This is a genomic window from Rhizobium herbae (assembly GCF_017873135.1).
GTDB classification, from domain to species: domain Bacteria; phylum Pseudomonadota; class Alphaproteobacteria; order Rhizobiales; family Rhizobiaceae; genus Pararhizobium; species Pararhizobium herbae.
Genome location: NZ_JAGGJV010000010.1, coordinates 230,902 through 255,325, shown reverse-complemented (window position 1 = coordinate 255,325; position 24,424 = coordinate 230,902). Strand labels below are relative to the sequence as shown.

General features: G+C 59.1%; 21 protein-coding genes. 10 read left to right on the top strand and 11 right to left on the bottom strand.

The genetic code is table 11. From position 1 onward, the window contains the following. Positions 1–56: 56 nt before the first annotated feature. The 9 genes from J2Z75_RS24730 to J2Z75_RS24690 form a co-directional block, all read right to left on the bottom strand. Positions 57–908, bottom strand: coding sequence for a fumarylacetoacetate hydrolase family protein (locus J2Z75_RS24730; protein WP_209855774.1), 852 nt, complete (start codon positions 906–908; stop codon positions 57–59). Positions 909–923: 15 nt separating this feature from the next. Next, positions 924–1,814, bottom strand: a complete 891-nt coding sequence (locus J2Z75_RS24725) for an acetoacetate decarboxylase family protein (protein ID WP_209855771.1) — start codon at positions 1,812–1,814, stop codon at positions 924–926. A 50-nt stretch (positions 1,815–1,864) separates the two neighbouring features. Next, positions 1,865–2,764 carry a VOC family protein gene (locus J2Z75_RS24720; RefSeq protein WP_209855767.1) on the bottom strand — a complete coding sequence of 300 codons (900 nt, stop codon included), beginning with the start codon at positions 2,762–2,764 and terminating at the stop codon, positions 1,865–1,867. Positions 2,765–2,775: 11 nt separating this feature from the next. Further along, complete coding sequence (gene gstA, locus J2Z75_RS24715; protein ID WP_209855764.1) at positions 2,776–3,366, bottom strand: glutathione transferase GstA; 591 nt, start codon at positions 3,364–3,366, stop codon at positions 2,776–2,778. Positions 3,367–3,442: 76 nt separating this feature from the next. Further along, positions 3,443–3,856, bottom strand: coding sequence for a nuclear transport factor 2 family protein (locus tag J2Z75_RS24710; protein ID WP_209855761.1), 414 nt, complete (start codon positions 3,854–3,856; stop codon positions 3,443–3,445). A gap of 32 nt (positions 3,857–3,888) precedes the next feature. Beyond that, a complete protein-coding gene (locus tag J2Z75_RS24705; protein ID WP_209855758.1) occupies positions 3,889–5,259 on the bottom strand; it encodes a carbohydrate porin in 1,371 nt (456 codons plus the stop codon). Between the two features lie 30 nt (positions 5,260–5,289). Next, complete coding sequence (locus J2Z75_RS24700) at positions 5,290–6,660, bottom strand: MFS transporter (RefSeq protein ID WP_327791290.1); 1,371 nt, start codon at positions 6,658–6,660, stop codon at positions 5,290–5,292. A gap of 18 nt (positions 6,661–6,678) precedes the next feature. Next, positions 6,679–7,962 carry an acyl-CoA dehydrogenase family protein gene (locus J2Z75_RS24695; protein ID WP_234937539.1) on the bottom strand — a complete coding sequence of 428 codons (1,284 nt, stop codon included), beginning with the start codon at positions 7,960–7,962 and terminating at the stop codon, positions 6,679–6,681. A gap of 59 nt (positions 7,963–8,021) precedes the next feature. Continuing rightward, a complete protein-coding gene (locus J2Z75_RS24690) occupies positions 8,022–8,570 on the bottom strand; it encodes a flavin reductase family protein (RefSeq protein WP_234937538.1) in 549 nt (182 codons plus the stop codon). 183 nt (positions 8,571–8,753) lie between these two features. Here J2Z75_RS24690 and J2Z75_RS24685 point away from each other — a divergent pair, with 183 nt between their 5' ends. The 8 genes from J2Z75_RS24685 (at position 8,754) to J2Z75_RS24650 (ending at position 18,395) form a co-directional block, all read left to right on the top strand. Then, positions 8,754–9,251, top strand: coding sequence for a MarR family winged helix-turn-helix transcriptional regulator (locus J2Z75_RS24685; RefSeq protein WP_209855755.1), 498 nt, complete (start codon positions 8,754–8,756; stop codon positions 9,249–9,251). Positions 9,252–9,617: 366 nt separating this feature from the next. Continuing rightward, complete coding sequence (locus tag J2Z75_RS24680) at positions 9,618–10,454, top strand: VOC family protein (protein WP_209855751.1); 837 nt, start codon at positions 9,618–9,620, stop codon at positions 10,452–10,454. A gap of 27 nt (positions 10,455–10,481) precedes the next feature. Further along, positions 10,482–11,333, top strand: coding sequence for a fumarylacetoacetate hydrolase family protein (locus J2Z75_RS24675; RefSeq protein ID WP_209855747.1), 852 nt, complete (start codon positions 10,482–10,484; stop codon positions 11,331–11,333). 37 nt (positions 11,334–11,370) lie between these two features. Beyond that, entirely contained in the window at positions 11,371–13,011 is a 1,641-nt protein-coding gene (locus J2Z75_RS24670; protein ID WP_209855744.1) for a bifunctional 3-(3-hydroxy-phenyl)propionate/3-hydroxycinnamic acid hydroxylase, read from the top strand. Between the two features lie 118 nt (positions 13,012–13,129). Next, positions 13,130–13,882: an IclR family transcriptional regulator gene (locus J2Z75_RS24665; protein WP_209855741.1), complete on the top strand. Its 753-nt coding sequence runs from the start codon at positions 13,130–13,132 to the stop codon at positions 13,880–13,882. A 611-nt stretch (positions 13,883–14,493) separates the two neighbouring features. Further along, positions 14,494–15,969: an aldehyde dehydrogenase family protein gene (locus J2Z75_RS24660; protein ID WP_234937537.1), complete on the top strand. Its 1,476-nt coding sequence runs from the start codon at positions 14,494–14,496 to the stop codon at positions 15,967–15,969. 90 nt (positions 15,970–16,059) lie between these two features. Continuing rightward, positions 16,060–17,280 (top strand): MFS transporter, encoded by a 1,221-nt coding sequence (locus J2Z75_RS24655; protein ID WP_209855738.1) that lies wholly within the window; start codon positions 16,060–16,062, stop codon positions 17,278–17,280. 86 nt (positions 17,281–17,366) lie between these two features. Beyond that, the gene (locus tag J2Z75_RS24650; RefSeq protein ID WP_209855736.1) at positions 17,367–18,395 is read left to right on the top strand and encodes a SphA family protein; all 1,029 of its coding nucleotides are present in this window, start codon (positions 17,367–17,369) and stop codon (positions 18,393–18,395) included. Between the two features lie 26 nt (positions 18,396–18,421). Here J2Z75_RS24650 and J2Z75_RS24645 read toward each other — a convergent pair whose 3' ends face one another. Further along, positions 18,422–19,039 carry a TetR/AcrR family transcriptional regulator gene (locus J2Z75_RS24645; protein ID WP_209855733.1) on the bottom strand — a complete coding sequence of 206 codons (618 nt, stop codon included), beginning with the start codon at positions 19,037–19,039 and terminating at the stop codon, positions 18,422–18,424. 94 nt (positions 19,040–19,133) lie between these two features. Between J2Z75_RS24645 and J2Z75_RS24640 the strand changes: the two genes are divergently transcribed. Continuing rightward, complete coding sequence (locus tag J2Z75_RS24640) at positions 19,134–20,600, top strand: carotenoid oxygenase family protein (protein WP_209855730.1); 1,467 nt, start codon at positions 19,134–19,136, stop codon at positions 20,598–20,600. A gap of 139 nt (positions 20,601–20,739) precedes the next feature. Here the strand turns inward: J2Z75_RS24640 and J2Z75_RS24635 are convergent, their stop codons facing one another. Beyond that, entirely contained in the window at positions 20,740–22,233 is a 1,494-nt protein-coding gene (locus tag J2Z75_RS24635) for an efflux transporter outer membrane subunit (protein ID WP_209855727.1), read from the bottom strand. A gap of 749 nt (positions 22,234–22,982) precedes the next feature. Between J2Z75_RS24635 and J2Z75_RS24630 the strand changes: the two genes are divergently transcribed. Next, positions 22,983–24,389, top strand: coding sequence for a type II and III secretion system protein family protein (locus J2Z75_RS24630; protein ID WP_234937536.1), 1,407 nt, complete (start codon positions 22,983–22,985; stop codon positions 24,387–24,389). The last annotated feature ends 35 nt before the right edge of the window (positions 24,390–24,424 follow it).

Below are 24,424 nucleotides of genomic sequence, written 5' to 3'. Positions count from 1 at the left end.
AGACCTTGAGGTAGATGGCGTTCAAAAAGCCGTCTGCCTCAAGCGCCGAACTGCAATCAGACTTCGGCGATGAAAATGTTTTCGATCGCTCCCAGGGCTTCGACTTCGACGCGGACGACGTCGCCCGGTTTCATGAATGTTTTCGTCGCAATTCCAACATTGGCCGGCGTGCCGGTGATGATGATATCGCCCGGTTCCAACGTCATGACCGTCGACAGGTATGCGATCTGGTCGTAGATGTCGTAGATCATGTCACCGGTCGATGTTCGCTGCCGCTCCTGTCCGTTCAGCGAAAGGGTGAGGGTCAGATCGTGCGGATCGCTTATCTCGTCATCCGTCGTGATCCAAGGGCCGATGGGGCCGTGCGTGTCGAAGGATTTGCCGAGGGTATAGGTCGGTGAGCGGAACTGCCAGTCGCGCGCGGTGACGTCATTGGCCACCAGATAACCGGCAATGACGGTTCGGGCTTCTTCGCTCTTCACATGGCGGCAACGCTTGCCGATGACAAAACCCAGTTCGGCCTCGTAATCGACCATCGTCGATGCCTGGGGCAGGACAATGTCGCTGTAGGGACCATTGATGCAGCTGACCTGCTTGTTGAACCACAGCTGGCTGTCGGGGATCTTGATCCCTGCCGCCGCTGCTTCTTCGGCATGCGCCTTGTAGTTCATGCCGATCGCCAGGAATTTGCGCGGATCGGCAACAGGCGCTTCCAGTCGTATGTCAGCGAGCGGAAACGATGGCGCCTGCACTTGCTCAAGTGCCGGACGCAGCGTTTCATAGTTTTCCAGCAACAGGCGCATCGAACCCCCGCAATCCTTGGTTTCATCGGTCAGATCGACAATCCTGTCGCCCTCGACCTTGCCAAGACGGGTGCTGCCGTCGATCGTGAATCTTGCCAATTTCATCGTGTAATTCCTGGGTTATGCGGGCTCTACGGCGCGCATGGTGTTGACCGAGACGGCGATGCCGGGACCGGAAAAGGCAACCATCTGCACCTTGGTGACTTCGAGAATATCGAGATTGGCCATGCCGTTGACGACATGCGCGCTGAGCGGCAATTGCTCGAACGTGGCCCGGTGCCACGCCACCGTGCCCTTGGCGGACCAGCGTTTGAAGTCGAAGCCGTCGAAATTGATGTTGCCGACCCTGCCACCTGTTCCGGGTGGGGCGGCCGCGGTCGTGACATAGGCCACATCGGCCCCCTCACACCCGCCAATACTGGTGCGGGGAACATATTTGTAATACATCGCCGGGCCGTTATCCGCTCCGGGCAGGGCAGGCTCATTGCCGGCGTCGATCAGGTCCGTGAGGGTGATGTCGAAGAACTTGAACCCCATCCAGGACGCAGAGCATGCAGCGGTTCCAAGCTCCCTATCATGGGTGATCTGCGGAATGTCGGCAAACATCTTTGGAAAGCCCAGTTCGTCGCGTCCGGTCATGATGGCATCGGGCGCCCCTTCCCACAGCACCGGGCAGAAGGTGCCTTCGAGGGTTTCCATCCTGCCGCGATAGGTTACCGGAAAGTCGACGACGACGATGCCGTAGCCGCGCCCGGCCAGCCAGTAGAGGTTCTTGAACCAGGCGCAGGAAACGGTGAGAAGCGGCTCGCCGCGCAGGTCCATCCCCGGCGGAAGCAACGCCTCCAGTTTTTTCGGATCGGTGCGATAGGTGACCGCCATCCATTCCGCGTTCATCCGGCCGGTTTCCTCCGGCACCCACATACCGCCGCCGGGCTTCTGGCGGGGGCCGGGCGCTGGTCCGAACGAAACCGGCATTCGGTAGCGGAATTCGGGGTTCAGTGTGATACTCATGTTTCGGATATTTCCTCTTTGGGAAGTCTTCGTGCCAGGTATCCTTCGGCCTAGACCGTGGCATCGAAAGGTATGCCGGGACGCAGGAAGGAGGCGGTTGGCGGAGTGCCCCACAGGTTTAGCCAGCGGCCGGCCAATCCTTCTGAAATATCCCAACTGCGCGGCTCATAGGTGGCGTCATTGTCGATACGATCCAGCTCGATCGAGTTCTCGACCAGGCAGCCATGCGGGTCGGCGTAGTAGGTAAAGATATTGCCGCCCGCACCGTGGCGGCCGGGTCCCCACACCAGGGCCTGGTCCTTGCCCGCGAGATTGTCGGCGATCGTCTGCAGGTCCTGAAGGGAATGCAGATCGAAGGCGTAGTGGTGCAATCCGCTTTCGCCGGGACCCATGGCAATCGTGTGATGATAGCCGTCTTCTGCCCGGTACCAGCGCAGTGCACCACCTTCCGTCATGTCCGACAGCTTCATGCCGAGGACCTTCTGGCAGAACTCGCCATAGGCGGCGGTATCCGGTGCAAAGGAATTGATGTGCTCGACCCGACGGGGACGGGCACCGGGTGCCGAATAGCTGTAGTGCCGCGGCTGGTTTCGGGCGATCGGGGTGTGGACTTCGAGGATGGTGCCGCCGGGGGCAACCAGGCGCACGGCGCGGTCGTAGTGCTTGCCGAGCGGCCTGTCCGACAGGATTTCCAGACCGTCCGACTTTGCGCGACGATAGACCTCATCGACGGCATCCGCACTCACAGCCTCAAGCCCGCAGGCGACAGCCTTTCCGTCGCCCTTGATATAGGTCACTTCATGATGGCGGTCATTGCTGGTGAGATAGACGGTTTCGCCGTCCACTTCCGTGATCCTCAGTCCGACGACGTCGCAAAGGTCCTTTGCTGCGCCCAGAGGATCGGGCGAGGAGATGACCACGTGGCCCATTTGCCGAATGAGATATGTCATGGCTATTCCTCCTACAGCGCCGCTTTGACCGAAGGGCGGTCTGAAATTCGCGTGAGATAGGCCTGGATGTTCGGCCAAGGGAACAGGTCGATCTCCTGCCGCTTCGTCCATCCGAGAATGACGAAGGCGTAGGCATCAGCGATGGAAAACGTTGCGCCGGCGAGATAATCGCTGGCGGCCAGACGGTCATTGAGGACGCCGAAGACGCGCGGCAACAAGGCTGCCTTTGTGATTGCGGCAAATTCCGGTGGCGTGTTCGGCCGCATCAACGGCGAGAAGGTCTTGTGCAGTTCGGTGGCGATGTAATTGGTCCATTCCAGCACGCGGTAGCGTTCGAGATTGCCAGGCGGCGGCAGAAGACCGGATTCGGGCGCCTGGTCAGCGATATACTGTATGATCACGGCGCCTTCGGTCAGTACCTCGCCATTGCCGAGAACCAGTGCCGGGACCTGGCCCTTTGGATTGATAGCGAGAAAACTTGTTCCGTCCGCCAGCGTCTTGTCCCTCACGTTGACTTCTACCGTCTCGAAGGCAATGCCCGCTTCTTCGAGCACGATGCGGGATGCGGTCGAGCAGGCGCCGGGCGCGTGATAAAGTTTCATGTACTAAGTCTCCAAGTGTCAGTGAAAAGAAGTTCGTTTGTGCCTTGCCTGTTCAGGAGAGGCACAAACGACGTCGTCAAAAGCGTTTCGGCGGCGCAATCTTGTTCACGCCACTCCAATGTTCGGACAGGCGTTCATCCCGGATCCGGTACGCATCGAAGACGAAATAATCATAGGTGGCGCCGGGGTTGTTGGGATCGGGCTGGGGCAGGGACGCCGCCACAACGACCATGTCGCCGTCAGCCACGATCAAGCTCGGGGGAATGTTCATTTCGTCCGGTTCGGGAACCGGGCCGTTCGGGAAAACCGCCCGCACGAAGCCCTCAAGACCCGCACGGCCGCCCGGAAGGTGGCTGTTGTGCTGCTTGTAATCTTCGGTGACGAAGTCCTTGACGGCTTCCGGGTTCTGGCCGTCGAAAACGCGACGGTAGAATTCCCGGACGAGATGCTTGTTTCGTTCAAGTCGTACATGGTTTTCCGTGTCGTTCATTCCTGATCTCTCCTGCTGTGGAATAAAATCGCTTACGGTCCGCGGCGCGGCGAAAGGCCAAGGCTGCCGCTCAAATCGAAGGCCAGTGTCGCGTAGAAAACGAAACCGTCTTTCTGCCTGCCCGTCGAAAAATCGGCCAAGACCGAAGTGTTGGGATTGACGACATAGGCGGCGCCCAGATCGAGAATGCCGTTGCCGAACATCCCCATGCTTCCATGGACATCGAACATGAACGTGTCTTTTGGCTGCGCCTCATCTACTCCCGAGAAGAACAGCCGGGCATTGCGTTCGTACTGGGCTCGTTCATCGCTGAGGCCGATGTAGTGAACCGAGGCGCCGATCGTCGCGACGGGGTTCTCTGCCCAGAAGCCGGAATATTCAAGACCCGCATAAGCCTCCCACGGATAGGCCTGGCCCTCACCGAAGGTGTGGAAAATTCCGCCGTAAACCGCCACGTTTTCCGGGATCAGTCCGCCAGACGGCGTACTCCAGATTACTTTGCGTGCTTGCGCGTAGACACCACTGGTGCCGCTATCATGCGTGATAATCGTCGGTGCAGCTCCAAATGTCGGATTCCCCCATCCGTCATTGTAGAGAGCGTCCTCGTAGGGAGCCGAACGATGATAGGCCCCGACTTCAAACTTCAACGGATTGGCGTTGTCCAGGAACGTCTCGTCATGACGGATATTGGCGATGGCGATGTATCCGTCGGAGCTGCCTGATTGCCAATCCCATCCATTGCCATTCTGCCAATTGTCGGGATTGTCCTCGATAATCCCCAGCCCGAACGTGGTGATCGGGGTTGGTTTGTAAGCCACGCGGCCACCCCAAACAGAAAGCGGCTCGCCCGGTATGTTGAGGTTGATCGCCTGCGTCGAGTTGATGCAGGCAAGGCCACCGCAGAAGCCCTTTGTCATGAAGTCCAGAGCCAGCCCCATGCGGCCAGCCTCGACCTGAAAGCGGTCATCGAAAAGGTCGGCTTCAAGCGTGAGGCGCGTCAGGTCCGTACCGGAATCGACAACCGGGACCGGGAAGAAGGCATTCGACATGTCGAAAAGGTAGCCGTCTTCATTGTAGGACGGGTGATTGACCGTCTCCATGAACCTCACGCGCAGATCGGATGAGAGATGACCTGTCACGTCGAAGAGGAACACGCCATAGTTGACCGACGAACCGCCTGCGAAACCAAAGTCGGGTGCGTTCTGGTAGATGTTGATATAGCTCAACCGGAGATCAATTCCGTTGTCATGGAGCGACTTGCCAATGTCTGCCAACGGGCCGGAATATACCGGCGCGGGCAGGCCGGGAGGTGTATCCTCCAAAATAAGGGTTGGGTTTTCAGCAGACGCTGGAACGGTGAACGCAAGCAGAAGCGGCACGATGGTGGTGTGTAGAACTCGCATTGTTATTCCCCCCTAAAGAATAGAACCTGTTCATTCCGCTGCGATTGCATTGACCGAAGACTCTTCCCTCCTTCGGTGACTGTGCGGCGGAGAGGCAGCCAGGATGGCCAGCAATGCGATGACGCAAAGCACGGTCACGATTATGAACATCCACCCATATGTTCCCGTTTGATCAAAGACGGCCCCCGCTGAGCCGGCGCCTACGGCGGCGCATAGCGTTGAAACCGGCATCATCGAGCCCAGGATGGTCGAGAAGGACCCCTTGCCGAAATAGTTGCCGAGAAGCGCCATAACGCAGACCTGCGAGGCGCCATATCCGATGCCGGCGGGAAGCGCGTACATCAGGATACCGACAAACCCTTCAGGTCTGACAACCATGCAGAAGGCCACGGCTACCAAAGCCATGCTCACGGCGGCGATGACAGACGGTGAGATGCGGTCCCCGAGGAGGCCGGCGGTCATGTTGCCGACAAAGGATGCGACAATGATGATTGCCACCGCATTGGCGGCTTCCGCCGATGAATATCCGATGTCCTGTAGGTGCACCGCGCCGTGAGCCAGGAGGAAGACCCAGGCGACGCCGGCAACGCTCATATAGATCAGGATGAGCCAGTAGGCTCTGGTGCGAACTGCTTCCTTGAGTGTCCAGTGCGTCGTGCTCTTGAACACGTTGCCGCGGTCGCGTGCCGCAAGGCTCGTCGGGTTTTCGGCAATCGCGCTCGCAACGTGCCGCTCGTTCAGCATCGTCCATGCCACGACAATGGCGACAACCGCAAACCCGGCGATGACCCACCATGCCATGCGCCAATTGCCGTCCGATATGGCGATGAGCTTTTCAAGCGCCGGCGGGGAGAAAAACCCACCCACCTCAACGGCTGAGAAGACGACTGATACCGCCAGCGCACGACGCACATGGAACCAGTTGGTAACGACCGTCTGCGCCGGCAGCATCCCGGCCAGGCACACACCCGTGCCCACGAGGAAGCCGAAGGCCACGGCATATTGCCATCCCGTATGAACAAATGTTGCCATCGCGAGCGATCCGGCAAGCAGTACCAGGCATCCGAAGGTCACCGTGGCACGATAACCGAATTTCCGGATAAGCACGGCAACGACAGGTCCCTGAAAGCCCATCATCATGACGAATATCCCGAACCCCATGCCGAACACGGCCCGGTCCATGTTGAGATCTTCGATCATTCGAGCATTGACGACAGACGTGCCGACACTCGGCACCGCTACAACGAGCGCCACGATCAACCACAGAGCCCCGAGCACTTTGGCCGCATGGGCGCTGTATTCAAAACCTTTGTTCGTCTCAGGTTTGGCGACGGCCCCCGGCCTGTTTCCCTGTTCCAAGACATCCTCCTCCTCTTGTTGAATATGGCGTGCGACCTCCACCGCACGCTGGCGCCTCCGTCAGCCCGCTGGCGGTGGCCCTCGATCAGGCAAGCCCCCGGCAAACATCGGGAAGGGCGCAATGCCCATCAGCTGGCGCCCGAAGATTTCGGCGGTGGGGTCGAGCCTCACCGTGCCATGCAGCATCGCGACTCGTATGTCGCGAACGAAGCGCTGGATGGCGTTGTTCTCGTTTGCTGTTGCCGACCCTATGCTGAGCTGGAGTGTGCCGACGGCACTGTCCAGCGTATGGGCGGCGTAGACGTTCTCCATCATCATCGCCTGCTCCTGCTCGGCCGATATCTCGATCCCGTCAATCGCGTGACGATCGAGAAGGTCCGCGGCACTGTGGACCGTCGTTTCGGCCAGCTTGATCATGGCATAGGCTTTTGCTGCGCAAATCTGGGTGGAGGCCATGTCAGCAACGCGGGGATAGGGCAGGTTGAAGGGCTGCTGCTTCCTGGCCATGTCAATATAGGTTTCCAGCGCACCGCGAGCCATGCCCAGGACGATGGAGAGATGGGTCAGATTGGTCAGCAGCATCAGCCCGCGGCCATCAAACTTGCTTGCCAGACCCTGGTAGCGTTGGCGGGTTTCATCCATGCGGAGAGGGAATTCGGCCAGATCCATGAAACGCTGGTCCGGCACGAACTGTTCTTCGCGCACGGTCAAGCTGTTGGAGGATGTGGCCTTCATCCCCATGACATGCCAGTTGTCGATAATTTCCACCTGGCTTGCCTTCAAGACCGCAATCGCGCGGCCAACCATGCCCGGTCCGGTCTCGTACTCGACACCGACCACCATCCATTGGGCGTGCTTGCAACCGCTTCCGAAATGCCAGGAGCCGCTGACCATCCAGCCGCCATCGACGCGGCGCGCCGAGCCGACCTTGGTGGCAAAGACCGATGCGCCCGCCGCAAGGGGCCCAATCCAATCTTCGCTGCCGGCAAAGATTTCCTGCACGGCTTGCTCTGGAAACGCGAGCACGTTGCGCAAGCCGCCCGCGACAAAAACCATCCAGCCCGCTGCGCCGTCGCCTCTGCCGATTTCGGAAACGATCTCGACGACGTCACGCGCACCAAGTGCGTGTCCGCCGAAATCCGTTGGCAAGCTCAGCTTGAATGCACCGATATCGGTCAAGGCTTTCAGGCTCTCTGCCGTGAGCGCCCCGAGTTTCTCTCCGTCGCCCGCGTTCTTTCGCAACAAGGGCACCAGCGCCTTGGCCTTGTCGCGGATTTTGCGACCCACCGCCGTGCTGTAAGGCGAGTCGAGCGCGGACGGCGCCGGATGCTCGAATTGCTTCATGCTCATTTCCATGGGGACATTTCCTTATCTTTATGAAATTGGTGGCTGAACGCGGCGCACTAGAGCGCCGAATGACGCTCGCAGACGTGAAAGCGGCGTTGAAGCCAGGCGACCGGTTTGGAGTTCTGTCCGGCAAGAGACACCTCAAGAACGCGACCGATGAGAAGCTGATGGTCGCCGGCCAGCTGGGCGCGCTCCAGGGAACATTGAAGAAAAGTGTCGAATTGCGTCAGAAGCGGCACGCCGAACGGGGACAGCCTGAAATCGACATCATTGAATTTGCCGGTGCCGCTGGAGGCGAAGCGCATCGCCAAATCCTGTTGCGGTTCCGCAACCACGTGGACAGCGAAATGCCCGTGGCTGAGGATGGCTGAAAGCGTTGTCGAGCGTTGCGCCAGGCCGAAGACCACCAGCGGAGGCTTGAAAGACAGGGACGTGAAACTGCTGACCGTCGCTCCGGCAAACTCGCCACAAGGGCTCGTACTGGTAACCACGACCACGCCGGATGGAAGTCGGCCGAAGGCGCTCCGCAGATCCTCGACATCGGGACATGTCTCAGGCCCGTTTTTCTTCGCAGCAAAGTGCTGTGCCGCCACGCTCCCCATCATCGTAAACTCTCCTCAAATAGCTTAGAGGTATCTTAGCACTAAAAGATTTTTGGTCAATCCTGCTTCTGCCTTCGAGCGATTTTTGTGCGAAGGCGATTGCGCGAATGGAATCAGAACTTTATGTAGAGGAAGAGGATTTCCTCTCCATTTTCCTTTTAGCTCTAAGTTAGATGTGAAACACCGATGGCGCAGACCGAAGGCATATTTTCCGATCTTATCAGCCAGTGGGAGGTCGATTTCCCCGGCGAGGACAGCGCGCCTATTGCGATCGCCATGCGCCTGCGCCACCTCCACATGCTGGATCAGGAATCTCTCCATGAGACGCTCGTGTCCTTCGATATCGGCATAGGCGAAATCGACGTGCTCAATCATCTTCGCTACCAGCCAGCGCCCCATCGGTTGCGGCCCAGTGATCTCGCCGAGCTTTGCATGGTCACCACGGGCGCCATCACAGGCCGAATTACGAGGTTGGAGCAGAAGGGTTTTGTCGTGCGTGTTCCTTCAAGTTCGGACAAGCGCACGATATTCGTGCAGATGACCGAGAGTGGTGAAAGCCTATTGCTTGAAACCCGTGAACAGGTCGCTCGATCATCGCGCTTCCTGAAAGGCGTTCGGACGCTCTCTGCATCTGAGCGAGACCGTTTGAACCGTCTCTTGACCAAGCTCATAAGCGTCTTCTGAACCTTTAAAGCAGCGGTATTCCGATCCACTCTCGGATGCGTCAGTTCTCCATTATCCGGGGACCGGCGTTGGTGCGCGCAACCCTAGCGGGTTCAGTCGGTTGCCGGGGCTGGCCGCAGACAGCGCACCCCCGTGAAATAAGCCCTGCATGTTTTGCCGCCGCAAAGCGGTCCACTGTGCGCCCGGACGGTATCCGCAGGCGATGAGCGGCTCTCGGCTGTCGAGGCATCACCATATGTCAAAATTGCATGAGGGCAATGCTGACATGGGATATTTTACAAAAAATTGCTATTTAGCGACAATCTATGTTGTCAGATTATCAAAATATGATAATTAAATGGAGTATTGAAATCAGGGAGGATCAGAATGACCCTTACAGCGGTGCGCGCAGGCGCTTATCTGCATCATGTAGCCTTCGAGAGCGCCGATCCCGAGCGCTTGGCCCAATTCTACGCCGATGCAATGGACATGGAATTGACGAAAACGGATAACGAGTGGATCTGCGAAGGGCCGCAACGCCGCTATGTCGTGCGGGCAGGGGAAAGCCGGAAGCTCGCCTATGCCGGCCTTGCCTGCAGGGATGCGGAGGGGGTTGCCGAGCTGAAGGCCCGTGCCGAAGCGGAGGGGCTGGACATCCTGGCTTCACCGTCGGCCTTCTTTGAAGACGGTGCTTTCGCCGTGCGCGATCCGGACGGCCACCTGATCGCCTTCGGTCTGGCAAAGCCGCAGAAGGCGGGATTCAAAGGCATTTGCGGCCCCACCCAGCACCTGACTTTTGCGTCGCTCGATGTCGAAGCATTCAGCGACTTCTATCATGGCAAGCTGGGCTTTGCGCTTTCGGACCGGGTCCTTCACAAGGATGGAACACTCGCGACCTGCTTTACCCGTTCCAACCACGAGCATCACACCATCGCCTGCTTCAAATCGGACCGGACGGGGGTGGATCATCACTCCTACGAAGCCGGCGAATGGGACACTATCAGGGACTGGTGCGACCACGTTGCGGAACGCAACATTCCGCTGATGTGGGGTCCTGGTCGCCACGGGCCTGGCAACAACCTCTTCATCTTCATCGAAGATCCCGACAAGAACTGGATCGAGATTTCTGCCGAGCTCGAGGTCATCCACGACCGCCCGGTCAAGGAGTGGCTGCATGAGCCGCGTACGCTGAACCTGTGGGGCAAGGCGATCCTGCGCTCGTGACCCGGCCGCAATAAGAGGAATGGAACCATGCAATTTGTAAGCTATACGCGTCTCGGCCGCCCCGGATTCGGGGCGAAGGTCGGGGAGGGGATCATTGATCTCACGGAACGGCTCGCGCCCGGCGCAACCAGTCTGAAACAGGCAATCGCCGCCGGGCTTCTGCCGGTGGCTCGGGAGTATATCTCCGGACGTAGCGCCGAGTTTACCGATGCGGATGTGGCGCTGCTGCCGGTCATTCCCGATCCCGGGAAAATTCTCTGCGTTGGCCTCAACTACGAGAGCCACCGCGCCGAGACCAAGCGTCCGGACGCCAAATATCCAACGATCTTCACGCGGTTCGCCGATAGCCAGATTGCCCATCGCCAGGCGATCCTCAAGCCGCGGGTATCGGACCATCTCGATTTTGAAGCCGAACTTGCGGTGGTGATCGGCCGGGGCGGGCGCTATATTTCACAGGAGACGGCGCTTGACCATATTGTCGGCTATGCCTGCTACAATGATGCCACCGTGCGGGACTGGCAGCGTCATACCTTCCAGTTCACGCCGGGCAAGAATTTTCCCTCGACGGGAGCCTTCGGACCGCAGCTTGTGACACCTGACGAGGTCGGAGATTATCGCAGTCTGCGCATCAGCGGGCGGCTGAACGGCGAGGTCATGCAGGACGCGACCCTCGCGGACCTGATTTTCCCGATCGCGACGCTCATTTCCTACTGCTCGTCCTTCACGCCTCTTCAGTCTGGGGACGTGATCCTCACCGGTACGCCAGGTGGTGTCGGCGACCGGCGCGATCCGCCTTTGTTCATGAAACCGGGCGACGTGTTCGAGGTGGATATTCCAGGGGTCGGCCTGCTCATCAATCCGATTGCAACGGAGAGCTAGTCATTGCGCCGGTAATGAAAGCTATGAGGAGGAGCCTATGACCGTTACCAAGCCTGCCGCAAGGGCTGACATCGCCATCGTCGGGGCCGGCCCTACCGGCCTGACCCTTGCCAATCTGCTCGGGGGCATGGGTGTATCGACGATCCTGATCGAACGAAACCTGACGACGGTCGAGGAACCCCGGGCGGTCTCGATCGATGACGAATCCATGCGCACCATGCAAGCGATCGGTCTTGCCGACGCGGTGGAGGGAATCGTCGCGCGGGGTTATGGCTCGCGCTATCTCTCGCCGCGCCAAAAGCTTTTCCTGACCGTGGAGCCGACGTCGCGCGACTACGGGTTTGACAAGCGCAACGCCTTTCAACAGCCGGAACTCGAGGCTTTGCTGCGCGCCGGCGTGAACCGTTACCCTCACGTAACGCAAATGTTCGGCTGGGAGATGCAGTCCTTTTCACAGGACGGCGATGGCGTCTGCCTGGAAATCTCCGGCGCCGACGGCGCAATGCGCAGAATAGCGGCGCGCTACATGGTGGCATGTGACGGCGGCCGATCACCCACGCGCGCCAAGCTTGGCATAGAACTCGCAGGATCCACCTTCGCCGAGCGCTGGCTCATCGTCGACCTCGTGCGTACCGAAAACCGCTTTCGCCACACGGAAGTCTATTGCGACCCGGCCCGCCCCTGCATTTCACTGCCGGGGCCGCACAATATCCGCCGCTACGAATTCATGCTGCATGCCGGCGAGGACGAGAAAACGGCGACAGACGAGGCTTTCGTCCGCAATCTTCTCGCCCAGGTCGGCCCGGACCGGGACTGTAACTTCCGTCGCGTCCGGGTCTATACGTTCCATGCGCGGGTGGCCACGCGCTGGCGTGAGAACAATGTCTTCCTGGCCGGCGACGCGGCGCATCTTTCTCCGCCCTTTGCCGGGCAGGGTATGAACAGCGGCCTGCGCGACGCACACAATCTTGGCTGGAAGCTGGCCGAAGCCGTTCGTGGAACTGTTCCTGGCAACGTTCTCGACAGTTACGAGATCGAGCGCAAACCGCATGCCTGGGAGATGATCACGCTCGCGCTCAGGATGGGCCGGGTCATGATGCCTGACAATGCCCTCAAGGCGTTCGTGACGCGTGCGGCATTTCGCGTGCTTGGGACCTATCCCCCTGCGCGGGATTACTTCGCGCAAATGCGTTACAAGCCAAAGCCACGTTTCCGGGCCGGTCTGATGTGGGGCGATGGCCGGCCCGAAAAATCCACCATGGTCGGTCGCCTGGTGCCGCAACCGACGGTGGAGGATACGTATCTGCGCCGGCGGTTGCTGGACCAGGTCTTGCCTGACAAGCCGGTTGTTCTGGTGTTCGACGAGTTTCCGGATCGTACAGTGAGTGCAGATTCGGTGCTTCTCCTCCAGAAGGCCGGTGCGGAAGTGGTCGGCCTGACACCGGAATGGATCAACCCGGTCGACGGTAGCTTTTCCGTCTATCGAGATGTGAGCCGGCTCTTCAGCGTGCCGCAGATGAAGAGCTATCTCGGACACGCGCTGCTTCTGCGGCGTGATCGCTATATCGCCGCGGCTGTTCCTGTCGCCTCGGTCGACAGTCTTCGTGAAAAGGTGGCCGCTCTGGGCGCTGGCCCTGCAAGCGCTCCTTCCGCAGTCTCTCTCGTTGTCGCCCTTTGATAAGCGTCCAGCAGCAGATCCGCAAGGCTGGCGGGTATTCGCATTGACACGCCGCGATCCTGAATGGCAATTAGGTGTGCGTAACCCGGCGCGAACACCGGTCTTTTGAGGAAATTCGATGGCAGGGCTTGATCGATTTGTCGATATTTTGAGACTTTTCGATCAGCACAAGACCGACTGGACCATCCAGCAGATCGCCGATGCCACAGAAGTTCCTGCAAGCACAGTCTATCGGACGGTCCGCGAATTGGTGGGGCAGGGCTTTCTCGATCCGTCGATCGAGGCGCACTACAGGCTCGGCGCCGCATTCATCGAATTCGACCGGCGCCTGCGCATCTCCGATCCGCTGATCCGGGAAGGCGAGCCTGTGCTTCGTGATGTCGTCCATGCTTCGCCGATACCCTGCGTGGCCGTGCTGGCGCGGCTCTATCGCGACCAGGTGATCTGCGTCGCCGACAGACGTGCCGCCGACGCCGATATCGCAACAAGTTACGAACGCGGTCGCCCGATGCCGCTGACGCGTGGCGCGACGTCAAAAACCATTCTGGCGCAGCTGCCGCGTGCCAGGCTCAGCAAGCTCCTCAAAAGTGTGGCAGAGGCCGGTGCGCCTTTAGATGACGTGACGGCGGAGCTCGGCGGCATCCGCAGGCGTGGCTATGTGATCACGCGGGGTGAGGTCGACAGGGGCCTCGTCGGCATCTCCGTGCCGTTATCCTGCCCGGAAGCTGCGATTAACGCGAGCATGAGCCTCATCGTGAGACAGGAGGACTGCAGCGAGGCTGTGGAACGGCGTCTCGTCATGACCCTCATGCCCGCCGCTGACATGCTCGCTGCGAAGTTGAGGCCATCGAGTTCTCTGTGTGCGGAATGATTCTCGATTTCCGATATTTGTAAAGTTTCTGACGCCGTAATTATCAAAATATAATAATTTAATTGACATATGCTGATGGTTTCGGCATGGTTGTTCCTGCGAGGAGACAAGGCGTCGATGGTGCTTTGCGCGGGAGGAAACCATGTCCAAGCTGCATGCAGGCATCAAATGCCGTCAGGGAAATGCCGAGAGCGCGGGTTTGCACGAGACCAGCTCGGCGGGTTCGCTGGAATGTGGTAACCGATCCGGTTGCCGGTTTCAGGGCTCCACGTCGCGACGGCCCGGACGATCAAATGCGTCCTTTTCGCCGTTGTTACGGTGTTGCGCGCGAAAACCATCTTCCGCACCGAACAACGTGCCGAGCTATCGGGTGGCGGGCCAACCGCATGACGGCAACATCAGTTTTGCAGCATTCCCCGACTGCCAGGCCATAAAGAAAATACCCGCCACATAGAGCGCCGCCTGCCGCGGCCGCGCGGTGCTATTTCGAGCCAACGTTATTTGCCCTGCGACTGTCGCCTGACCCGTTGATTGCGGGGCTGAGAAAATTCGTGGGTCTAAATGAAATGCCGCCGCAGGAACCGGCGGTTCTGCCACCAGGAGAATTTGAAATGCAACAACATGTTCAGCCCCCCGCATTCGTTGCCAGCGCCTACAGCGGCTTTACCGGACAGTATATTGCCGGCCGCTGGGTTGCGGGGACAGAAGGTGTAACTTCGCTTGACCGAAATCCGTTCAACGACGATACGGTCGCGGAAATCTCCCTTGCCAGCCTTGCCGATCTGGACCTGGCTTTCGAGGCGGCTCGATCCGCCCAGGCAGAGTGGGCAAAAACGTTGCCATCCGAACGTGCGGCTGTGTTTCTGAAGGCCGTTGCCATCCTTGAGGCGCGCAAGGACGAGATCATTGGGTGGATCGTGCGCGAATCCGGCAGCACCCGCATCAAAGCGGGTATCGAGTGGGGCGCCGTGCGCGCCGGCATGCTGGAGGCGGCAACCATGCCATCTGCGGCGCAGGGGCATATTATCCCGGTCGATCGCCCCGGCAAGGAAGCCAGGGTCTACAAAAAGCCGGTCGGCGTGGTTGGCGTTATCAGCCCGTGGAACTTTCCACTGCACCTTTCCAACCGGTCGGTCGCGCCCGCCATTGCGCTCGGCAATACGGTCGTGCTGAAACCCTCCAACGACACGCCCGTGACGGGCGGACTGCTGCTCGCCAAAATCTACGAGGAAGCGGGCCTGCCCGCAGGTGTCCTGAACGTTGTCGTCGGCAGTTCCGCGACCATCGGCGATGCCTTCTCCCGCCATGCCATCCCGCGCGTTCTCACCTTCACCGGCTCGACGCCGGTGGGTCGGCATATCGCGCGCGTTGCAGCGGAGTCGGCGCTTTTGAAGCGCATCGGCCTCGAACTTGGCGGCAACGCTCCCCTGGTCGTGCTCGACGACGCCGATCTTGGCAAGGCCGTGCATGCAGCGCTGATCGGGCGGTTCATGCACCAGGGCCAGATCTGCATGAGCACCAACCGCATCATTGTCGATGTCTCGCTCTACGACCGCTTCGTCGAAGCCTTCACGGAAGTGGCGAAGACGGTGAAGTATGGCGATCCCGATCTGCCCGATACGCTGGTTGGGCCACTCTGCAACGACAGTCAGGTTCGTAACGTCCGCGCCAGCATCGAGCAGGCCCGCGCCGCCGGCTTTCGCGAATGCCTTGCCGGCACGATCGAGGGTCGGGTCGTTCCGCCGCATGTCTTTGCAAATGTCACCAACGATTCCGATTTCGCGCGCCAGGAGATTTTCGGCCCCGTCGCGCCGCTTATCCGCGCGGCCGATGAGGCAGAGGCACTCGCTTTCGCCAACGATACCGAGTTCGGCCTTTCCAGTGCGGTCTTCACCGGCAACGAAGCCCGCGGCCTTGCCTTTGCACAACGCATCGAGGCGGGAATGACGCATATCAACGACATCACCATCCACGACTACCCGCATGTGATGTTCGGCGGCGAAAAGAATTCCGGTCTCGGGCGCTTCAATGGCAAGTGGATCGTCGAGGAATTCACCACCGACCACTTCGTGTCGATCCAGCGCTAGCGGCTGCAGCGCCACGGCCCAACAGCCTTGGCGCCGCTCGTTCACCATCCGGGCCGCGGGGGGCGGTCTGCTTCAAAAGAGGAGGTTGATATGCAGAATGTGTCCGCAGGCGTGCAGCAGGGGTTGCTATTGGTGGCCGTCGCATGGCTGGCGCCGATCGGATCGACGCTGTTCGCGCCGGTCCTGCCACAGATGATCGCGCATTTTTCCGACGTGCCGCGCGCCGAACTGCTCGCGCCACTGGCGCTGGTGACGCCTGCTCTCTTTGTTGCGCTGCTTGCGCCGCTTGCCGGCATTCTGGCCGACAGGACGGGGCGCAAGCGCCTGCTGCTCGCGGCGCTCGCCTTCTATGCCGCGGCGGGTATCGCGCCCTATTGGATAGACAACCTCAATGGCATCATAGTGTCGCGGGTTGTTGTCGGGATCGCCGAGGCCGGCGTGATGACGGCAAGCACCGCGCTGATCTGTGACTATTTCACCGGCGAACGCCGTGCCCATTGGCTCTCCGTGCAGTTCGGATCGGCGTCGCTGGTCGCAACCTTCTGTTTCATGCTCGCAGGTTTCCTTGGTGGATATGACTGGCGCGCACCCTTTCTGGTCTATGGCGCGACGGCGCTGTTTATCCCGCTCGTCCTTATGCTCATCTTCGAACCGGCACCTGTGGCGCCCGAGGCGCGCGTCCTGGTGCGCGAAAACAGGGCGCCCGGCTTGTTCACGCCGCGCTTTATCGCCTGCCTTGCGCTGACGCTTCTGTGCGGCATGTTGTTTTATGTCACGCCGGTCCATATTTCGCTGGTACTCAGTGAGCGCGGTTTTACCGATGCGGGCATGCTCGGACTTGCCAGCGCCATTGGCTCCATTGGTGTCGTGGTCGGCGCAGTCGCCTTCCGCATACAGTCACAGCGCTCGATCGGGATGCTGCTCGTGGTGGCCATGGCCGCGCAGGCCATCGGTTACGCCGTTCTCTACACCCAGCCTTCATGGGCGGCCGGCGCCATGGGCATGTTCATCAACAATATCGGTTGCGGGATTTCTCTTCCGCTGGTTCTCGCCTTCACGATGAGCAATCTGCGCAGTGACTACCGCGGGCGGGCGTCGGGTATCTGGACCTCAATGTTTTTTATCGGGCAATTTGTCTGCCCGATTGGTGTGAACGCCATTGCCGCCGCCTCCGGCGGGATGGTTGCAGCCATGGCCGTATTTGCGGGGATCACGCTTTTCGCGGCTTTGGTTTTCCTGGCCGGATTGATCTTCGGCCATTCCTTCAAGGAGCCGGCCACAGCGGGCCGCGACATCATGCCTGTCCATTAAGCAGGAGCAGTGGGGGGGGCGCATGCTTTCCTCCCGTCGTGCGGCCGCGTTTGCAAATTCCAAAACATCCGAAGTGGGGGATCACGATGGAAATACAATTGCTTAGCCTAAAATCAACTCTGCTGGTAATCAGCGGCCTCACCGGCATGTTGGCCGGGGACATCGCCAACGCGGCCGAGTTCTACCAGACGACAACACCCGGAGCCACATCCGACATACGCGCCGCCGAGCTGCCACCGGAACCGGGGTTTTACGCCGTCGGCGGCGTTTGGGGCCACTGGCGGGACCAACTGAGCGATGGCAATGGCAATGCAATGTTCCCGGATACGGATGATCGACTTCTGCAGGGCCAGCTGGGTGGACTTTACGTCTATCCGGGGGAGTTCCTGGGTGGGCGGATGGCGTCATCGCTGATCTTTGTCTACGGCAAGCACGACCTGACGATCACCGACAGTTTGCCGGTCGACCTCAGCGACAAGCACACGGGGTCCTTCGATGCCTATTCCGACCTCTTCTTCTGGTCGAAGAGCTGGTACGAAGGACCACCGCCCGGGTCGGCGGGCCAGCCGGTACCGGGTCCGGATTTCATTCCGCCCATGCCCGTCGGTTTCACGCTGGGCCTCGGGCTCGGCGTGACGATCCCGATCGGTACCTTCGACGGCAGCACGGTCGGCAGCCCCGGGTTCAACAATTGGGTCCTGTCGCCGAACATTGCCTTCACCTACCGGACCAGGCCGATTTTCCTGGATGGGACAGAATTTTCCACGCGGATATTCTACAACCACAATTTCGAGCGCGAGGATGCAACCGGGGGATTCAACTACCGCGACGGCGACTACATCTCGGCTGATTTCGCCATCACGGAGCGCTACGATCGGTTCCAGTTCGGTCTTGCCGGCAATGTCAAATGGCAGATTGAGGACGATGCAGGGTCGCTCGCCGTTCCGGCGGCGGACGGCCAGCGCCACAAGTCAATTCGCCTTGGTCCGATTCTGGCGATCGACTTTCCCGAGCAGCGCACCACCGTTTCGCTGAAATTCCTGACGGATGTTTATACCCGAAACGCCTTCGACGGCAATTATTTGCAGCTGAGCTTTATTCGCAAGCTCTGGTGAGCCGCGTCTGCTTGCGCCGGAGCGGATCAGGCCGGTCCGTTTCCGGTGCCAAAAGTATTGAGGAAAATGCGGACGGCCGGTTCGACGTTCTGCGCAATCTCTTCCTCGGTGGCCCCGTCTCGAATGGCCCAGAGGCACTGCTCGAACAGTCGGGCTTCGCACAGGGCCTTGAAACGCCATGCGGCTCCGCCGGGGTCGCATATGGTCAGTTCTTGGCGATCGGCCGCCTGGGCCAGAATGGAGGCTATGACCCCGATGATGCTTTTCGGACCATTTTCGAAAAAGATCTTGCCAAGCTCCGGGAAGCGTGTGGCTTCTGCGATGACGAGCCGGTTGATCGACATGATTTCCGGTGACAGCAACAATCGTAGATAGTTTATGCCCAATGCCGTAAGCGTCGATGCAAGGCCGGCACCTCCCTCCGGCAAAAGCAGGAATTCCTCGCGTCTCTGCTTGCCGGCAGCGATGACAAAGGCGGCGAAGATTTCCTCCTTGGACGAAAAATATCCATAGAGGGTTCCCTTGGAGCCGCCGACCGCGGATGCGATCGTCGCCATGGAAACGGAGCCATAGCCTTCGCGCAGGAAGAGTGCGCCGGCAATGTCGATGATCTCGCTTCTTTTTTTCTCGCTTCGAACACGCATGGCGTCGTTATAACCGGACAGATGCGTACTGTTAAGTTGACCTCGGAATAAATTTATAATAGTACAGTTATGTACGGTTATAGGAGGAGTTCACATGACACGGCCTTTCCCCAGCAGCCCGGAATTCACCGGTGCGCTTTACAAACCCGTCCGCTTCGAAGGCGAGGTCTATGATCTCGAGATCGAGGGAACGGTGCCGGCCGAAATCGACGGTACGTTCTTCCAGGCGGCACCCGATCCGCAGTATCCGCCCATGCTCGGCGAAGACATGTTCTTCAACGGCGATGGTGTTATCAGCGCCTTTCGCTTCAAGAGCGGGCATGTCGATTTCAAGCGCCGATACGTCATGACGGAGCGGCTGAAGGCGCAGCGTGCCGCCCGCGCCTCGCTGCACGGCGTCTATCGCAACCAGTATACGAATGATCCAAGCGTCCGGGACCTGAACAACAGCACCGCAAATACGAATGTGATCCTGCATGCCGGCAGGCTGCTGGCGCTGAAGGAGGATAGCGCGCCCTACGCGCTTGATCCTGTTACGCTCGAAACCATTGGCCTGTGGGATTTCGACGGCCAGCTCACCAGCGCCACCTTCACGGCGCATCCGAAGATCGACCCGGCCAGCGGCGACCTTCTTTGCTTTGGCTACGAGGCCAAGGGCGATGCGACGCCCGACGTCGTTTATTACGAGATTGATGCGCAGGGCCGCAAGAAGCGGGAGACATGGATTGTCGCTCCGTATGCAGCGATGATCCATGATTTCGCGGTCACCGAGAACTATGTGATCTTTCCTCTAATGCCGCTCACCGTCGATGCCGAGCGGCTCCGGCAAGGCGGGAAACACTTTCAGTGGCAACCGGGGCTCGACCAGCTTTTCGGCGTGCTCCGCCGCGATGGCGACGGTCGCGACGTGCGCTGGTTCAAGGCTCCCAACGGGTTCCAGGGCCATACGCTCAATGCTTTTGACGATGGCGGCCGCATCTACATCGACATGCCGGTCACCAGCGGCAACATCTTCTATTTCTTCCCGCAATCGGATGGCACGGTTCCGCCACCGGAGACATTGTCTTCGAACATGATGCGGTTGACCTTCGATATGAACGCGCGTGGCAATACGCTGCAGATGACGCCGCTCACCCAGTTTCCGTGCGAATTTCCCCGCAGCGACGATCGATACATGGGGCGGCCATATCAGCACGGCTTCGTCATCGCGATGGATCCGACAAAGCCTTTCGACGAGGCCCGGGTCGGGCGGCGTCCATTCCAGTTTTTCAACATGCTTGCCCATATCAACGTTGCGACGGGCAAGACCAAGACCTGGTTTGCAGATGATCAGTCCTGCTTCCAGGAGCCGATCTTCGTGCCGAGGCACGCCGATGCACCCGAGGGCGATGGCTACATAATCGGCCTTGTAAACCGGCTGGCGGAGCGTGCGACGGATCTTCTCGTGCTCGACGCGCAGCACATATCCGAAGGTCCGATCGCTACGATAAAACTGCCGATGCGGCTGCGCATGTCATTGCACGGAAACTGGGTACCTGGTTCAGCCTTGCATGCAGGCTGAGCCGAGCCTCCGCATTGTCGTAGCTGTTCTGTCAGGACCGCGGTAGGGTCGGCGACTATACCGTCATCCGGCTCCGGTCTCTGTCGTATGCGGTCGGTTTTGCAGATGAACAGCTGCGCAAGGTGCCGAAGATGTAGGTTCAGCCGCGGCGGCGCGTCGACGCAGCCACACGGAGCCCGGAGTTCGTGCCGACTACCGCCGGCTCGGACACGTCCACGGCGCCGTCCCAACCGCCTCCCAGGGCCTTGTTCAGGGCGATGTAATAACGCGCCACATCCAGCTTGGTCTCGATCAGGTCTTCCTCGACCGAGTAGAGTGTCTTTTCCGCGTCCAGCACGGCAAAGAGGTCACCACTGCCCAAGTTCTGAATTTCGCGAGAGAACTTGACAGCCTCCCGGTAGCGAGCGGCGGACAATGCGAGCTTTGATCGCCTCAGGCGCGATTGATTGAGGGAAACGATAGCATTCTGAACGTCTTCCAAGGCCGAAAGAACAGTTTCCTGGTATTCAAAGAAGGATTGATCACGTTGGGCTTTGGCCACATCGACCGCTGCCTTTAGCTGACCGCCTTGAAAAACCGGGATATTGATACTGGGGCCGAGGGACCAGCTTATCGTCGAATTCTTGCCCAGGTCGCCAAAACTCGTGGCTGACGAGTCGATGGACCCCGTCAGCGAAATTGACGGATATCGGTTCGCCTCTGCCCGCCCGATGCCGGCCGTCGACTTCGCGAGTTGGCGCTCCGCAACTCTGATATCCGGTCTGTTAACAAGCAGGTCGCCGGGGATGCCTATCGATTGAGCCTTGGGTGGCAGCGGGATTCTTCCGTTGCTCGCCAAGGTGGATTCGAGGGCAAGCGGCGCACGACCGAGCAGCACGCCGAGCCGATGCACTGCCTTGGCGTATTCTATCCGATAAGACGGGATGTCCGCCTCTATGGCCGCCGTTTGTGCCTCCGCCTTGACGACATCAACGAGGGAGGCTTCTCCGCCCTGTTGCTGTTGCCGTGTCAATGTTGCGGTTTGTCGTTGCGATCTGGCCGATCGCTCGCCTAAATCCATGAGCTCCTGATACGCGCGCGCCTGGACATAATAGGACGCCACATCACCCACCAGAGTGACCAGCGTATCGCGCAGCTCCGCCTCGGAAGCGTCTTCCGCATATTTTGCAGCCTCCAGCGCGCGTTTGTTTCCGCCGAACAGGTCAAGTTCCCAGCTGGCGTCAAAACCTGCCTGATACTGGCTGTAGACTGACGCATCGGCTGATGACGACGAACTCTTGAGCCGATCGACGGCCGAGGTGGCGGAAAGCGTTGGGAAAAGACTTCCGGCCTCCTGTCTGGTGGTTGCCCTGGCTTCGCGGATCTTGGCTTTCGCCGCGGCAACGTCCAGGTTTCCCGCAACGGCGTCTGCAACAAGCTGATCAAGCACCGGATCCCCTAACCGCTTCCACCATTGCGCGAGCTCGGGCGGTTTAGACGGAAGCTTTTCCCTCGTCCAGAGAGCTGGAAGAGACATTGCCGGTTCCTTGTAGTCCGGCCCGACCGTGCACCCGTTTATGATCAACATAAACGATAGCAATGCCGTCAGGTGCGGGCGGATCTCATGCGGACGACCGGATATTTTCAGTTGCATCGTACAGTCCTGTATGGGTGAAATCAGGAGTTACGCACGGCAATCGCGCTCCTGGAGGCCGACGGCCGACCCCAAGGCTGATCTCTGCGATAGACAGCGAAATCTTCAGTGGCTCTTGATAGACCAACGAACGTTAAGCGCTGTTAAGAGGATGTAAAACTGGGTAAAATCCGAGCCCCGCGGCAAGCTTCGTGATCGGAAGTCCAACAATGCAGCGGTAGCGGATCGCCAATGGCTTGAATCTAGCCCGACCGCCGCCCTGATCGAGCAAGGTTGGGCAAGTCCGAGGCCGGGGCTGAACTCGGTCGTGCAGTAACGATGCAACTCTGCCGCCGCCGGATGGGGAGGGCACGAGAAATCGTTGCGCCAAGCTTGGCACATGCTGGCTCCTTCCCGACAGCTTTTCACCACACAGCCGCAGTGCGGCTGTGTGAGATTGTCTCGTGTCCACGCCGAAAAATATAATATAAATACGTATTGATTCAGAAATGAAGTGATACATTAATGAGTATATTGAAATAAAATGATACTTTTATGAAAAAAAATATTATTTGTACGAATCAATCAAGTATATAATTGGTAATGAAGGGAATTTTTATTTGATGTGAGCTCTCGGCGAGCAAGAGGTGTTATTCATGATACGGGTTTGCATCGCAACCGCCCTCTGGATTTTCCTCCATGTATGCTTTGCAAATGCCGAAAATCGTAAGCCTCCGGGGTTGGAAGGGCCAGAGCCTCACGATACGATCATGAGGATTTCGAATGTCGGTCCTGGAGCAAAAGAGGCGATAAAGCTTGGCCTCAACAAGGCTGTCGTTGTCGATCTTCCCTCGGACGCGCATGATATACTTGTTGCCGATCCGTCCCTTGCCGATGCGGTGACACGGACCTCGCGGCGAATCTATCTTTTTGGCAAGTCGATCGGTCAGACCAACATCTTCGTCTTTGGTCCTGACGGTAAAGAGATCGTCAGACTTGACATCCGCATCGAGCGCGACATCGCGGAGTTGGAGGCCAACCTGCGCCGCTTCATAAGGGATGCGGACATCAGTGTCGAAATCGTCTCCGATAACATCGTGCTTACCGGCACCGTCAGTACAACGTTGGATTCCACGACCGCCGCTGACCTGGCCGAGGCCTTTCTGAAGGGAGGGGAGGCGACAACACGCAACATTACCGCACAAGGCAACAATGGTGACGCCGCCATCTTTGCAGAGGACCGCCAGACGTCACAGATTGTCAACTTGCTGAGAGTGGAGGGCGAGGATCAGGTCACGCTCAAGGTCACTGTCGCCGAGGTCAGCCGTCAGGTTTTGAAACAACTTGGGTTTAGCGGCTCGATCACCGGGTCGGGGGTCGATTTCTCTTTTTCAAATCCGTCAAACCTCGGCAATGCGACAAATACGACCGCATCGACGTTCCACGGCTCGGTCGGAGGTTTTGATCTATCGAGTTCAATGAATGCAATGGAACAGGCCGGCGTCATGCGCACGCTGGCTGAACCCAGTCTCACCGCCATTTCCGGACAAGAAGCCAAGCTCTATGTGGGTGGCGACTACCGCCTGGCGTCCGGTCAGGAGGTCACGCAAGAGGACGATGGCAGCAAAACCGTGACCCGCGAGGTCGAGAGTGTGGAATACGGCATCGAACTCAACTTCAAGCCGGTCGTGCTCGGACCGGGCCGCATCAGTCTCTTCATCGAAACCAAGGTTTCTGAGCCGACGTTCGAAGGCTCCATCGTTAACGGCAATTCGGATGCAAGCGTTCCCGGCCAGACCTACCTCGCCATTCGAAAACGCGAAGCGTCCACGACCGTCGAATTGCCGTCGGGGGGATCGATTGTGATCGCGGGTTTGGTACAGGACAATGTCCGTCAGGCCATCTCCGGTCTGCCGGGCATGTCAAAGATCCCGGTTTTTGGTGCGCTGTTTCGAAGCAAAGACTTTATCCGCAACGAATCAGAGCTGGTCATCATTGCAACGCCATATCTGGTTCGGCCCGTCGCCCGCTCGGCGATTTCTCGACCCGACGACAATTTCAACCCCGCAAACGATTTGGAAAGCGGCTTCCTTGGCCACGTCAACCGAATTTACGGCGCAACTGGAAAGAAGCCGGAAGGCCGCTATTACGGATCGGTGGGGTTCATCTACAAATAACGTTGCGGCAAAGCGTTGCGCTATGAGGGGGGCTG

Bases quoted from the DNA above. Each gene is read 5' to 3' on its own strand.
- J2Z75_RS24730 (WP_209855774.1), bottom strand. From the start codon at position 908: ATGAAATTGGCAAGATTCACGATCGACGGCAGCACCCGTCTTGGCAAG.
- J2Z75_RS24725 (WP_209855771.1), bottom strand. From the start codon at position 1,814: ATGAGTATCACACTGAACCCCGAATTCCGCTACCGAATGCCGGTTTCG.
- J2Z75_RS24720 (WP_209855767.1), bottom strand. From the start codon at position 2,764: ATGACATATCTCATTCGGCAAATGGGCCACGTGGTCATCTCCTCGCCC.
- gstA (WP_209855764.1), bottom strand. From the start codon at position 3,366: ATGAAACTTTATCACGCGCCCGGCGCCTGCTCGACCGCATCCCGCATC.
- J2Z75_RS24710 (WP_209855761.1), bottom strand. From the start codon at position 3,856: ATGAACGACACGGAAAACCATGTACGACTTGAACGAAACAAGCATCTC.
- J2Z75_RS24705 (WP_209855758.1), bottom strand. From the start codon at position 5,259: ATGCGAGTTCTACACACCACCATCGTGCCGCTTCTGCTTGCGTTCACC.
- J2Z75_RS24695 (WP_234937539.1), bottom strand. From the start codon at position 7,962: ATGAAGCAATTCGAGCATCCGGCGCCGTCCGCGCTCGACTCGCCTTAC.
- J2Z75_RS24690 (WP_234937538.1), bottom strand. From the start codon at position 8,570: ATGATGGGGAGCGTGGCGGCACAGCACTTTGCTGCGAAGAAAAACGGG.
- J2Z75_RS24685 (WP_209855755.1), top strand. From the start codon at position 8,754: ATGGCGCAGACCGAAGGCATATTTTCCGATCTTATCAGCCAGTGGGAG.
- J2Z75_RS24680 (WP_209855751.1), top strand. From the start codon at position 9,618: ATGACCCTTACAGCGGTGCGCGCAGGCGCTTATCTGCATCATGTAGCC.
- J2Z75_RS24675 (WP_209855747.1), top strand. From the start codon at position 10,482: ATGCAATTTGTAAGCTATACGCGTCTCGGCCGCCCCGGATTCGGGGCG.
- J2Z75_RS24670 (WP_209855744.1), top strand. From the start codon at position 11,371: ATGACCGTTACCAAGCCTGCCGCAAGGGCTGACATCGCCATCGTCGGG.
- J2Z75_RS24665 (WP_209855741.1), top strand. From the start codon at position 13,130: ATGGCAGGGCTTGATCGATTTGTCGATATTTTGAGACTTTTCGATCAG.
- J2Z75_RS24660 (WP_234937537.1), top strand. From the start codon at position 14,494: ATGCAACAACATGTTCAGCCCCCCGCATTCGTTGCCAGCGCCTACAGC.
- J2Z75_RS24655 (WP_209855738.1), top strand. From the start codon at position 16,060: ATGCAGAATGTGTCCGCAGGCGTGCAGCAGGGGTTGCTATTGGTGGCC.
- J2Z75_RS24650 (WP_209855736.1), top strand. From the start codon at position 17,367: ATGGAAATACAATTGCTTAGCCTAAAATCAACTCTGCTGGTAATCAGC.
- J2Z75_RS24645 (WP_209855733.1), bottom strand. From the start codon at position 19,039: ATGCGTGTTCGAAGCGAGAAAAAAAGAAGCGAGATCATCGACATTGCC.
- J2Z75_RS24640 (WP_209855730.1), top strand. From the start codon at position 19,134: ATGACACGGCCTTTCCCCAGCAGCCCGGAATTCACCGGTGCGCTTTAC.
- J2Z75_RS24635 (WP_209855727.1), bottom strand. From the start codon at position 22,233: ATGCAACTGAAAATATCCGGTCGTCCGCATGAGATCCGCCCGCACCTG.
- J2Z75_RS24630 (WP_234937536.1), top strand. From the start codon at position 22,983: ATGAGGATTTCGAATGTCGGTCCTGGAGCAAAAGAGGCGATAAAGCTT.